Origin of the sequence: Enorma timonensis (genome assembly GCF_000321165.1) — a bacterium.
Classification (GTDB): Bacteria; Actinomycetota; Coriobacteriia; order Coriobacteriales; family Coriobacteriaceae; genus Enorma.
In genome coordinates, this window is the sequence record NZ_CAPF01000062.1 from 1 (window position 1) to 11,974 (window position 11,974).

General features: G+C 69.1%; 9 protein-coding genes. 1 reads left to right on the plus strand and 8 read right to left on the minus strand.

Annotated features, from left to right (window positions below; all coding sequences use genetic code 11):
* Positions 1 to 43 precede the first annotated feature (43 nt).
* From BN423_RS07310 to BN423_RS07320, 3 genes are all read right to left on the minus strand, one after another.
* The gene (locus BN423_RS07310) at positions 44 to 1,072 is read right to left on the minus strand and encodes a glycosyltransferase family 2 protein (RefSeq protein WP_019239609.1); all 1,029 of its coding nucleotides are present in this window, start codon (positions 1,070 to 1,072) and stop codon (positions 44 to 46) included.
* Positions 1,073 to 1,119: 47 nt separating this feature from the next.
* Positions 1,120 to 2,334, minus strand: coding sequence for a tyrosine--tRNA ligase (gene tyrS / locus BN423_RS07315; RefSeq protein ID WP_026089040.1), 1,215 nt, complete (start codon positions 2,332 to 2,334; stop codon positions 1,120 to 1,122).
* A 161-nt stretch (positions 2,335 to 2,495) separates the two neighbouring features.
* Positions 2,496 to 4,139 (minus strand): DUF6056 family protein, encoded by a 1,644-nt coding sequence (locus BN423_RS07320; RefSeq protein ID WP_019239611.1) that lies wholly within the window; start codon positions 4,137 to 4,139, stop codon positions 2,496 to 2,498.
* A gap of 229 nt (positions 4,140 to 4,368) precedes the next feature.
* On the opposite strand from BN423_RS07320, the gene BN423_RS07325 reads away from it, so the two are divergent.
* Positions 4,369 to 6,534, plus strand: coding sequence for a transglycosylase domain-containing protein (locus tag BN423_RS07325; protein ID WP_019239612.1), 2,166 nt, complete (start codon positions 4,369 to 4,371; stop codon positions 6,532 to 6,534).
* A gap of 213 nt (positions 6,535 to 6,747) precedes the next feature.
* Here BN423_RS07325 and BN423_RS07330 read toward each other — a convergent pair whose 3' ends face one another.
* The 5 genes from BN423_RS07330 to BN423_RS07350 form a co-directional block, all read right to left on the minus strand.
* The gene (locus tag BN423_RS07330) at positions 6,748 to 7,185 is read right to left on the minus strand and encodes an arginine repressor (RefSeq protein WP_019239613.1); all 438 of its coding nucleotides are present in this window, start codon (positions 7,183 to 7,185) and stop codon (positions 6,748 to 6,750) included.
* Between the two features lie 143 nt (positions 7,186 to 7,328).
* Positions 7,329 to 7,631: a hypothetical protein gene (locus BN423_RS07335; RefSeq protein ID WP_019239614.1), complete on the minus strand. Its 303-nt coding sequence runs from the start codon at positions 7,629 to 7,631 to the stop codon at positions 7,329 to 7,331.
* Positions 7,589 to 8,392: a glycosyltransferase family 2 protein gene (locus BN423_RS07340; RefSeq protein WP_026089041.1), complete on the minus strand. Its 804-nt coding sequence runs from the start codon at positions 8,390 to 8,392 to the stop codon at positions 7,589 to 7,591. The genes BN423_RS07335 and BN423_RS07340 overlap by 43 nt, the downstream gene beginning before the upstream one ends.
* Before the next feature lie 188 nt (positions 8,393 to 8,580).
* Positions 8,581 to 9,402 carry a tRNA pseudouridine(38-40) synthase TruA gene (gene truA / locus BN423_RS07345; RefSeq protein ID WP_019239615.1) on the minus strand — a complete coding sequence of 274 codons (822 nt, stop codon included), beginning with the start codon at positions 9,400 to 9,402 and terminating at the stop codon, positions 8,581 to 8,583.
* 49 nt (positions 9,403 to 9,451) lie between these two features.
* A complete protein-coding gene (locus BN423_RS07350) occupies positions 9,452 to 11,926 on the minus strand; it encodes an ATP-binding cassette domain-containing protein (RefSeq protein ID WP_019239616.1) in 2,475 nt (824 codons plus the stop codon).
* Positions 11,927 to 11,974: the final 48 nt, after the last annotated feature.

Here is an 11,974-nt window from a genome sequence, read left to right on the forward strand (position 1 = left end):
TCCCCAATGACTCGCTGAGTCAATTGAACCCGTCCCCAATGGCTCAGGCGCGGAGCTCTCCGTCGTGCGCCACGCCGTCGGTCGCCTCCGCCACGATGTAGCGCGGGCGCGCCTTGGTCTCAAGGTAGATCTTGCCCACGTACTCGCCCACGATGCCGAGCGAGAGCATGATGAGACCGCCCACGAGCCAGATGGAGACCATGAGGCTCGACCAGCCCTCGACCACATGCCCGAGCGCCAGGCTCACGAGCGTGTAGACGAACATCGCGAGCGCCACGATGATGGAGAGGCCGCCGAGCAGCGTGACCCAGCGGATGGGCTTCACCGAGAACGACGTGATCCCGTCGAGCGCGAAGGAGACCATCTTCTTGAGCGGGTACTTCGACTCGCCCGCGAAGCGCTCCCCGCGCACGTAGTACACCTTGTCCGTCGTGAACCCGAGCGCCGGCACGATCCCGCGCAAAAAGAGGTTCACCTCGCGGTAGCCCGAGAGCGCCGCGAGCGCGCGCCGCCCCATGAGGCGGTAGTCGGCGGAATCCGAAACGAGCTCCACGCCGAGCCAGCGCATGAAGCCGTAGAACGCCTCGGCCGTGCCGCGCTTGAACGCCGTGTCCGTGCCGCGGCTGCTGCGCACGCCGTAGACGATCTCCGCCCCGGCGCGGTGCTTCTCGAGCATCTCGTCCATGGCGTCGATGTCGTCCTGCAGGTCCGCGTCGAGCGAGATGGCGCAGTCGAAGCCCTCGTCGAGCGCGCGCATGAGCCCGGCGTAGAGCGCGTTCTGGTGCCCCTCGTTATGCGCGAAAGAGATGCCCTCGAACCACGGGGCATCGCCCTCGACGCCCAGGCGCACCGGGTCCGCGTGGAGCTCCTTGATGAGCGCCCAGGTCGCGTCGCGGCTGCCATCGTTCACGAAGAGCACGCGGCTGCTCGGCGCGATGGCGCCCCGCTCCACCAGGCTCGAGAGCTTCGCCGCGAGCCGCCGCGCGGTCTCGGGCAGCACCTCCTCCTCGTTGTAGCACGGCACCACCACGCACAGCCGCACCGCGGAATCCCCCATCGCAGCCTCCGACATCTCAGACACCCTTCTCGATCCTCGCCAGCACGCGGCCCGCCACGCCGCTAGGCCAGGCGCGCGAACTTGCGCTTCCCCACCTGCAGCACCGTGCCCGCATGGAGCAGCGCGGGGTCGACGTTGTAGCTCTTCGGCGCCACGGGCTGCTGGTCGATCTTCACGCCGCCGCCGTCGATGAGGCGGCGCGCCTCGCCCGCGCTCGGGGCGAGCCCGGCCTCCTTGAGCACGCCGGCGAGGTACACGAGGCCCTCGGCGTTCGGCGTGAGGTCCACGTGCACCTCGGCGATGTCCTCGGGCAGCTCGTCCTGCTTGAACACGCGGTCGAACGCGGCCTTCGCCTCCTCGCCCGCGCCGGCACCGTGGTAGGCGTCCACGATGTTCACCGCGAGCGCGCGCTTGAGCTCGTACGGGTCGGCCGAGCCGTCGGCCAGCGCCGCGTCGATCGCGTCCACCTCGTCCACGGAAAGGGTCGAGGCCAGGCGGTAGTACTTGCCGATCATCTCGTCCGGGATGGACATGATCTTGCCGAAGGCGTCCGCCGGCGCGTCGGTGAGGCCCACGTAGTTGCCGTAGGACTTGCTCATCTTGCGCACGCCGTCCGTGCCCTCGAGCAGCGGCATGGTGAGCGCCACCTGCGGCTCCATGCCCATCTTCTCCATGAGCTCGCGGCCGGCGAGCAGGTTGAAGAGCTGGTCGGTGCCGCCCATCTCCACATCGGCCTTGATGACCGTGGAGTCATAGGCCTGCATAACGGGGTAGAGGAACTCGTGGAGCGCGATGGGCGTCTGGCTCTGGTAGCGCTTGGTGAAGTCGTCGCGCTCCAGGATGCGCGCGACGGTGAACTTGCTGCAGAGCTCGAGCAAGCCCTTCAGGTCGAGCGAGAGGATCCAGTCGGCGTTGTGCACGATGGTGGTCTTCTCCGGGTCCAAGATCTTCATGGCCTGGGAGACGTAGGTCTCGGCGTTCGCCTCGATCTGCTCGGAGCTGAGCTGCGGGCGCGTGGAGTTCTTGCCCGACGGGTCGCCGATGAGCGCCGTGCCGTTGCCGATGATGAGCGTCACCTTGTGGCCGAGGTCCTGGAACTGGCGCATCTTGCGCAGCGGCACCGCGTGCCCCAGGTGCAGGTCCGGGCTCGTGGGGTCGACGCCGAGCTTGATGTTGAGCGGCACACCGCGCTCGAGCTTCTTGCGCAGCCCCTCCTCCGGGACGATCTGCGCGGTGCCGGACGTGATGATGCGCATCTGTTCATCGACTGGGAGCATAGCTCACCCTCCTGGTATCTCTAGCACCCTCGCCCGACGGGCGGTGCTCTGGTCACAGATGGTTCTAGTGTAGCCTAGATGCGGCGTCCGTGGGGCGGGGTCGAGGCATTGGATGCGCCCGCTCCCCCGCGCGCCGGGATGGCCGCATGGGCGGCGGCACCTTACGAGAGCACGGCGTGGTAGCCGATGATGCTCTCCTTCCCGTACCACTGGGCGAGGCGGTAGTTGATGTAGTTATCCATGTTGTCGCGGATGTCGCCCATGAAGAGCACCTTCGGCGCGGCGGTGTAGTACGCCACGTCGACGGAGCCCTCCTCGCTCTCCTCGAGGTACGCGAGGCGCGCCCGCACCTGCTCGTCGTACTCCCGCGCCTCGCCCGAGATGAGCGAGGTCGCCGCCGAGATGGACACGAGGTCGTCGCGGTGCCGCTCGTCGACGGCGAGCGATGCGACCGCCATGACGAGCGCGAGCATGCAGCAGCCGAGGTACGCAGCGAGCGCGCGGCGGCGCGGGAACGGGCGCGCGCCGGCGGCCGTCGCGCCGTCCCCTTCCCGACACGCCTCCCGCCGCTCCAGGCGCCGCACCACCCAGCCGGTGAGCCAGCCCGCGCACAGCAGCACCGCCGCCACGAAGAAGTCATAGCGGATGTTCTGAACGCGCCCCGGCCCCACGGTGCCCATGGAGAAGAACGTCGGCGCGAAACTCGCCATGAAGAGCAGCGCGAGCGCGACCACGGGTACCCCGGGCAGGGCGAACGAGCAGCGCGACCGCCGGGCGATGCGCGCGAACACCGGCAGCAGCAGCGCGAGCGCGAGCACCATGAAGCCGTTCGTCCACAGCAGCGCGTACTCGAAGCCCGCGAGAGCGCTGCGCACGAGCGTGAGCACCACGCCGAGGTTGTCGCCCGGGAACTGGCTCAGCTGGCGCTCGACGTTGCCGGGGGCAGCCATGGAGCAGGCGAACCCCACGGCGAGCACCGCGAGCGCCGGAACCAGGAGCCACGCGGAGCGCCTGCCGCGCGCGAGCGCCGCCACGACGGCCCCCGCGAGCGCGACCACCGCCACGAGCCCGGTCACGTAGTTCCCGCCGCCGATCACGAAGGCGAGGAGCACGAGCGCCGCGCACCGCGCCGCCATTCCCGGCCCCGTGAGCGCGCCGCGGCGCGTCCGCCCGCGCAGGAGGCGCACGGAAAGACCGGCGCCCGCGAGCAGAAGCGCATGATAGAAGATGTAGTAGATGGCGGAGTTGTACCACCAGAAGCCCTCGACGGGACTCGGCAGCAGCTGCGTCTGCAGCAGCAGCGCCGCGCAGGTCACGCAGAGCCACTCCGCGCGCCCCGCGCCGCACACGTCGCGCACGACGACCGAGGCGGCGTAGCCCGTGGCGAGCACGAGCGCCGCGATGATGCCCACCGCGCCGAGCCCGTAGAGCCCCTCGCCGAAGACCCCGGGCTGCAGCGCCATGAGCACGATGGCCGAGTACGTCCCCTGCCACGAGCTATAGGTGTCCGCCGCCTCGGTGACGGCGGCCGCGACCGCGCCAGGGAGCCCCTCGCCCGCCTCGAGCGCGGCGTGCGCGTCCACGCCGTAGTGCCAGTCGTCGGCGTAGCTGTGGTCGTAGCGCGAGATGGCGACCATGGGGATGAGCGCGAGCGCGAGCAGCACGGCGAGGCCCACGGCGAGCACCGCGATGGGATCTGCCGGGCGCGGCGCGCGGCGCAGGTGCCGACCGGCCTGCCGGCGCTCCCCTGCGCCCGCCCCCGGGACGGCGGCGCGCTCCGCTGCGCCCGTGAACCCGTGCTCCATGTCCCACCTTTCGATCGGCGCCCCGGACGCCTCGCCGAGGGGCGCTTGCGGCCGCGCACCCGTCAAAGCCCGCCAACGGTATGCAATCGGTCTGAAATTTGCCTTCGATAAGCATACCCAAGACCTCGGGCGGCGTTGTTGCGGTAATGTGGTGAAGTGTATGTATGACGAGCATCCGCCCGCGGCGCCCCGCCGCGATGCGCGGCGTCGAAACCTTCAGGAGGTCGATATGGGTCCTCGCCAGCGGCAACGCCGGTTCCGCGCGAAAACGCACATTGCGCCCATCATCATCGGTTCGTTCTTCGGCTTCATGCTCCTCGCGGGCGTCGCCTTCGGTGTCGGCATGATCGGCGTCGTGGATACCTGGCTCCAGGACCTTCCCGACTACACCGATACGGACCTGTACCTTTCGAGCGAGCCCACGACGATCTTGGACGCCGACGGCAACAAGATCGCGAGCTTCTACACGCAGAACCGCACGACGGTCAGCCTCGACCAGATCTCGAAGTACGTCGTCGACGGCACGGTCGCCACCGAGGACGAGCGCTACTACGAGCACGGCGGCTTCGACCCGGTGGGCATCCTGCGCGCCGTCGCGGTGCAGCTCACCGGCGGCTCCGAGGGCGCCTCGACCATCACCCAGCAGCTCGTGCGCAACACGATCCTCTCGGACGAGCAGTTCGATGTCACGCTCGAGCGCAAGGTGCGCGAGATCTACCTCGCCGTGAAGATGGAGGAGATCTACTCCAAAGACGAGATCCTCAACATGTACCTCAACGTCATCTACTACGGCCACGGCGCCTACGGCATCGAGGCGGCCTCGAACGTCTACTTCTCCAAGAGCGCCAAGGACCTCACCCTCGCCGAGGCGGCGCTGCTCGTGGGCCTGCCGAACGCCCCGTCGCAGTACGACCCCACCGTCAACCCCGACTACGCCCTGAGCCGCCGCAACACGGTGCTCGACCGCATGCTCTCGAACGGCTACATCACCCAGGAGGAGCATGACGCCGCCCAGGCCGAGCCCATCGTGCTCAACCTCTCCGAGACCTCCGGCACGGGCGTCGACATCTACAACTACCCGTACTTCGTCGACTACGTGCGCAACCTGCTCTCCAACGAGTTCGACTACAACCAGATCTTCTCGGGCGGCCTCACGGTGCAGACGACCATCAAGCCCGATGTCCAGGCGGCCGCCGAGGCGGCGGTGATCGACCAGCTCGACGCGGTGGGCGTCGAGAACCTCCAGGCCGGCATGACCGTCATCGACAACAAGACCGGCGCCATCGTGGGCATGGTGGGCGGACGCGACTACTACGCCGACAGCGAGCACACCAACCACGCGATCACCCAGCGCCAGACGGGCTCCTCCTTCAAGGCGTTCACGCTCGCCACGGCCATCCACGAGGGCATGAACCCCAACATCATCATCAACTGCAACTCGCCGCAGACCTTCGACGACGGCACGTACACCGTGCAGAACATCGGCAACGCCCAGTACGGCTACATCTCGCTCGCTCGCGCCACGGAGCTCTCATCGAACACGGGCTACGTGCAGATCGCGAAGGCCGTGGGCGTCCAGAACGTCATCGACATGTGCCACGAACTCGGCATCGATAACGACATGGATCCCAACTCCTCGCTCACGCTGGGCACGGAGGAGCTCTCCACCCTGCAGATGGCCGAGGCGTTCTCGACGTTCGCCTCCGGCGGCATGCACCGCGACGCCATCGCCATCACCAAGATCACGAACCGCGACGGCGAGGTCATCTACGAGCATAAGGACGAGCCCGAGCGCGTGCTCGAGACGGGCGAGGCCGAGGTGGTGACCGACATCCTCGAGGGCGTCGTCTCCAACGGCACCGCCATGACCGCGCAGCTCTCGGTGAACCAGCCCTTCGCCGGCAAGACGGGAACGACCGAGAACTACGGCGACCTGTGGTTCTGCGGCTACACCCCGCAGTACAGCGTCGCCGTGTGGACGGGCTTCACGGCCGGCGGCTCGAACACGATCTACATCGGCGGCCGCACCGCCTCGACGAGCGACCTGCCGCAGCCCATCGCGCGCAACTTCTTCAACACCATCCTCGACGGCGTGGAGCGCGAGGAGTTCCCCACCGGCACCACGCCCTCCTACCGCGCCGACTCGTACTGGGAGGTCGACGGCAAGCCGCTCACCGGCGGCAGCGCGACCACGGCCGAGACGCCCGAAACCGAGGAAGAGGAAGCGCCGACCACCACGTCACCGAGCTCGCCCTCAAGCCCGACGAGCCCCACAACGAGCGAGCCCGAGCCGGATCCCGAGCCGGAGGAGCCGCCTGCGACGACAGACCCCACCCCGCCTACGACGACGGATCCCACACCGCCCACGACAACGGATCCCGAACCCGCCGCCTGAGTCAATGGGGACGGGTTCAAATGACTCACCGAGTCAATAGGGACGGGTTCAAATGACTCGGTGAGTCAAACGAACCCGTCCCCAATGTCTCACCCAATGTCTCACGAACGCCCGGGTATCGCAGCGATGCGGTACCCGGGCGTTTTCGTACGAAGATGCAGATGCAGCAAGCCGCGCGCCCGCGAGAACCCGCCCGCGGAGGGGCCCCGACCCCTACCGGCGCGAACCGCAGAGCTTCGACATGAGGCTCTCGAAGCGCTCGCCGTCCTCCTCCGTGCGCGTGATGACGAGAATCGTGTCGTTGCCCGCGAGCGAGCCGAGCACGGCGGGGAGCTCAGCGGCGTCGATGGCGGCGGCGATGCCCGAGGCGGTGCCGGGCTGCGCCTTCACGAGCACCTGGTTGCCCGTGCGCACCACTTCCACCACGAGCTCGGACACCATGCGCTGCAGATGCAGGTCCTCCGCGAGCACGTAGACGCCCTCGGGCAGCTTGCGCAGCCCCATATCGGCGATATCGCGCGAGATGGTGGCTTGCGTGCAATCGAATCCATATGCCTTGAGTTCATCGACGAGCATGCGCTGCGTGCGGACGTCCTTGTTGCGGACGATCTCGCGGATCGCTTCCTGCCGGTTGCTGCGCTTCTTTGCCATATGCGCCCATCCTTCGACAAAACGTGGTATGCATAGCGATAGTTTACTGAAATCTGCAGAGAACTGCGGAAATGTAATCATTTGGAAGCATACTCTATGCAGAATATGAAAAACTGCGCGCCGCGAGCCGGGCGCGCGCCGCATCACACGCAGGCAACGAGGTCGAAAGGACTGCGGCCGATGGGCAGCCGCGATATGCGGGCGAGCTGCGCGAAGCGGGCGCTCAGGCAGCATCCCAGGATATTCTTCCGCGCGATCAAGGCATACATGAAGCCGAGGGTGCGCCCTTGCCGCCCCAGGGCGGCGACCGTCTCGCGCGTGCTCGGCGCCGTGACGATGTCGCGCACGCGCTCGGTGCGCTCGATGGACGAGATGCCGTGCTGCGCGTACACGCGCTCGATGCTCACGATGATCTGCCGCATATGCAGCTGATGGATGGCGCGCATGAGCGCCTCGTCATGCTCCCGGTGCCATGCGGCGGCGAGCTGCAGCATGCATTCATGGTCGCGCTCATGCATCCGGTACACCTCGGCATCGATGCCCGCAAGGCGGGGGTCCATATGGTATAGGGCGCTCTCGACCGCGCCACGCGCTCGACGTCCTCGATATACGCCGCCATGAAAGCCGTCTGGCTTCCCAAGAGCCCCATGCGCATCCCCAGCCCCTCGATGCGCGCGCGCTCGAAGAGTTTGCCCCGCACGAAGCCCAGGATGCCCTCGTTCATGAAGAGCGGCACCTCGTCGCGGAAAGCCTCGGCATCGGTGGTGGGCTCGACGGAGAAGCGGAGCACATGCGAGGCATGCCCGCCCGAGCCCATCGGCTCGTCGACGGAGAGCGCCATGATGGCGAGCTCGAGGTCGTGCGCCTTGACCGCGCGCTCGAGCGCCGCGAGGGCGCCGGGAGCGAGCCAATCGTCTTGCGCCATGGCCAGGATGTAGTCGCCGCGCGCCTGCTCCAGGGCAGCATCGAACGCCTGGGCGTAGTCCACCTCGCCGTTCTCGATCACGTCGACGCGGATGTCGCGTTCCGCGATGCTCCGGCACATGGCGACTGTGCGGTCGCGCGAGCCGCAGTCGCTCACGACCACCTGGACGCTGCCGGAGGACTGGTTGAGCGCGCTCTCGAGGGAACGGACGATGCGCCGCTCGGCATCGCGCACGACGAGCACGACCGTCGCAAACGGCTTCCGCACGGCATGGAGCGCCATGTGCCCAGCCCCCTCTCGCTTCTCGCAAGCGTCACTTGGCTACATGGTAGCACCCGCGCTTTTCCCTCGATTTCAGGGGATGGGGCTGCACGTCTTGTTCAAATGTTCTGCATCTTCCCAGCACAACATGGCGGCATCGTGCGGGGGCGCGGGCAGACGGCGGGCACATGCTCGCCCGCCGCGTGCGGTCACGCGAGGGGCGTGAGCACGCCCTCCGGGTAGGCGACATCGGCGAACACGAGGCCGCACGCGGGAGCCGTGGGACCTGCCGCCGCGCGGTCGCAGGCGGCGAGGGCGTCCGCCACCCATGCCTCGTCCCGACGGTGCGCGCCCACCTCGACGAGCGTCCCCACGATGGTGCGCACCATCGAATGCAAAAACGCGTTGCCGGTGATGGTGAACGCGAGCACCTCCTCGCCGAGCTCGCACCCGCGCTCGAAGCCCACCGCCATGACGTTGCGGCACGTGGGCTTCCCCTCGGCCGACGACGCCTTGCAGAAGCTCTTGAAGTCATGCTCGCCCACGAGCGCCCGGGCGGCGCGCGCCATCGCGGCATCGTCGAGCGGCATGCGCTGCCACCACACGTGGTCGCGCGTGAGCACGGGGCGGTTCGGGCGGTCCGCGATGCGGTAGATGTAGGTGCGCGCGCAGGCGTCGAAGCGGGCGGAGAAGCCCTCCGCCGCGTGGAAGACCTCCTGGACGGCGATGTCCCGCGGCAGGAGCGCATCCATGGCGCGCAGCCAGCGCCGTGCGGGGATCTCGAGCTCATCGCCCGCGGCCGGGAAGCTCACATACTGGCTGAGCGCGTGCACGCCGGCGTCCGTGCGCCCCGCGCAGGTGAGCTCCACGGGGCGGCGCAGGAAGACCTCGAGCGCGCGCCGAAGCTCGCCCGCGACCGTGCGCACCCCCTCCTGGGGCTGCTCCGCGAACCCGCTGTACGCACCGCCCGAATATGCGAGCCGAAGCACGATGGTCGCCGCGCGTCCCGCGCTGGCCGCCGTCTCGTCCATGCCATCTTCCCTTACCAGCCGGGGAACCGAGGTATCGGCTCCATCCTTCCTACCATAGATGAGACGCTACCACGATAGCCGCCATCGTGCCTAGCCCCCCGATGAGCGCGAACCGGTCGCGCGCCGCGAGCGGGCGCGGGCGGGAGCGGCGCGCGTGCGGCTCGAACCCGCGCGCGTCCATGGATTCCGCGATGCGGTCCGCCCTGCGGAAGAGCCCCACGACGAGCGGCGTGATGACCGTGCCCCATGCGCGCACGCGCCCGAGCGCGCCGCCCGCGAACGACACGCCGCGCGCCGCCTGAGCCCGCTGGATGCGTTCCGCCTCCCGGCTGACGAGCGGGATGAGCCGGAGCGCCATCGAGAGCGCGAGGCCGATGTCGCCCACCGGCACGCCCGCGCGCCCGAGCGGCGCCATGAGGCGGACGAAGGCATCGGCGAGCTCCGTGGGCGTCGTGGATGCGCCCACGGCGAGCGCGAGGCACGCGAGCACGATGATGCGCGCCATGGCAAGCCCCGCCCGCATCGCGCCCGCGACGCTGATGCCGAACGGGGCCGCGAGCATGATGTCGGCGCTGCCATCGAGCGAGATGACGTTCGCCAAGATCACGAGCACGAACAGGACGAGCAGCGCCCGGAGCGACCGCGCGGCCGCCCGTGCCCGCACACCGGCCGCCCTGAGCGACACGAGGGCGAGGGCGAGCCACGCGAGCAGCGCCCAGGGCGCGGGCGCGAGGAACACCGCCACGGCCGCGGCGAGAAACAGGAGCACCTTCACCCGTGCGTCGATCGATGCGAGCGGCATCGCGGGGGTTTGCGCAGCCTTGGATGCGGGCGCGACGGGTCGGCGCACGACCCCTTGTGCCTGCTGCGCCGCCGGCTCCCCCGCCGCCAGCAGCGCATCGACCGCATGCCGGAGCTGCATGGTTTCCGGGGGTTCGATGCCGGAGCGCTCGAACGCCGCGACGTCGAGCTCCTCCGGGGTGCCCGCCCACGCGATCGCGCCCGCGCGCATGAGCGCCACACGGTCCGCATCTGCCAGCCATTCCTCGAGGTCGTGGCTGACCACCATGATGGGCATCCCGTCGCGCGCAAGCGAGCGCACGAGGCCATGCAGGGCGGCGCGGCCCGCCGCATCGAGCCCCGCGCTCGGCTCGTCGAGCACAAGGGCGCGCGGCTCGGCCGTGAGGATGCCGCCGAGCGCCACCCGGCGCGCCTGCCCGCCCGAGAGCGCGAAGGGGTCGCGATCGAGGAGCTCGTCCACGTCGAGCATGCGGGCGACCCGCTCCACCGCGGCCGCGGTGCGCTCCTCCGAGAAGCCGAGGTTCCGCGGGGCGAAGGCGAACTCCTCCGCGACCGACTCCAAGAAGAGCTGCGCCTCGGGATCTTGGAACGCGACGCCCACCGCGCCCGCCGTGACCGGCTGCCCCGCGAGCGCGACATCGCCTGCATCCGGCGCGGTGAGCCCCGCGATGGTGCAGGCGAGCGTCGTCTTGCCGGCGCCCGAGGCACCCGCGACGAGCACAACCTTCCCCGCGGGGATGTCAAGCGAGACGCCGTGCAGCACCTCGCTGCCGCCGCGCGAGGCGCGCACATCCCGAGCGCTCAGTCCTTCGTGCGCGTCGTCATCGACATCACGCGACGCGTCCGCCCGCGGCCCGCTACGAGTCGCCTGCGCCGCCTCGGCAACGCTCCGGGCATCAAGCGCCCCCGCCTCCAGCTGCTCCGCGAGCCACGATGCCACCGCATCGGGCTCGATGCCCTGCGCAGGATCGTAGCCATGCGCGACGACCGCGCGCAGCGCATCTACATAGGTGGAGGGCGGCAGCACCTCGGCGAGCCTGCCGTCGCCCGCCTCGAGCAGCTCGCGCGGTGTCGCCTCCCAGGCGATGCCCCCGGCATCGAGGCAATACACGCGGTCGCACATGAGCGCCTCGAGGGGATCGTGCGTGATGAGCGCCACGCCGGTGCCCGCACGCGCCACATCACGCACGAGCGACCGGAAGGACGCCCGCGCCGCGCTATCGAGCTGCGAGGTGGGTTCGTCGAGCACGAGGTACGAGGGCTCCATGGCGAGCACCGCAGCCAGGATGAGGCGCTGCTGCTCGCCACCGGATAGGCTCTCCACCGCGCGCGCCTCGAAACCCTCAAGACCCACGGCGGCAAGCGCCCGCGCGCTGCGCTCCTCGATTTCGGGTTCGTCAAGGCCAAGGTTCACGAGGCCGAACGCGACCTCGTCCGCGACGACGGTCGAGATGACCTGGTCGGCGGGGGCCTGCCCCACGCGGCCGACGAGCCGCCGTACGCGCTCCTCTCCCCCTCTATCCGCAGACGAGATACCATCGACTACGACCGCGCCCTCAGAGGGCGCTTGAGCGGCGCACATGAGGCGCGCGAGCGTGCTCTTGCCCGACCCGTTCGCCCCGATGAACGCCACGAGCTCTCCGGGGGCGATGTGACACGAGACATCACACAGGGCGGGAGCCGCGTCTTCGAGCAGAACGCGAGCATTCCGTACCTCGAGCATGGTCTTCCCTCCCCTTCAAGCACCCCGAATAGAACAAACAACGCGAAA

What these genes read in the sequence shown, in the direction of transcription:
- BN423_RS07310 (WP_019239609.1), bottom strand. Translation starts at nt 1,072, where the DNA reads ATGTCGGAGGCTGCGATGGGGGATTCCGCGGTGCGGCTGTGCGTGGTG.
- tyrS (WP_026089040.1), bottom strand. Translation starts at nt 2,334, where the DNA reads ATGCTCCCAGTCGATGAACAGATGCGCATCATCACGTCCGGCACCGCG.
- BN423_RS07320 (WP_019239611.1), bottom strand. Translation starts at nt 4,139, where the DNA reads ATGGAGCACGGGTTCACGGGCGCAGCGGAGCGCGCCGCCGTCCCGGGG.
- BN423_RS07325 (WP_019239612.1), top strand. Translation starts at nt 4,369, where the DNA reads ATGGGTCCTCGCCAGCGGCAACGCCGGTTCCGCGCGAAAACGCACATT.
- BN423_RS07330 (WP_019239613.1), bottom strand. Translation starts at nt 7,185, where the DNA reads ATGGCAAAGAAGCGCAGCAACCGGCAGGAAGCGATCCGCGAGATCGTC.
- BN423_RS07335 (WP_019239614.1), bottom strand. Translation starts at nt 7,631, where the DNA reads ATGCGCGCCATCCATCAGCTGCATATGCGGCAGATCATCGTGAGCATC.
- BN423_RS07340 (WP_026089041.1), bottom strand. Translation starts at nt 8,392, where the DNA reads ATGGCGCTCCATGCCGTGCGGAAGCCGTTTGCGACGGTCGTGCTCGTC.
- truA (WP_019239615.1), bottom strand. Translation starts at nt 9,402, where the DNA reads ATGGACGAGACGGCGGCCAGCGCGGGACGCGCGGCGACCATCGTGCTT.
- BN423_RS07350 (WP_019239616.1), bottom strand. Translation starts at nt 11,926, where the DNA reads ATGCTCGAGGTACGGAATGCTCGCGTTCTGCTCGAAGACGCGGCTCCC.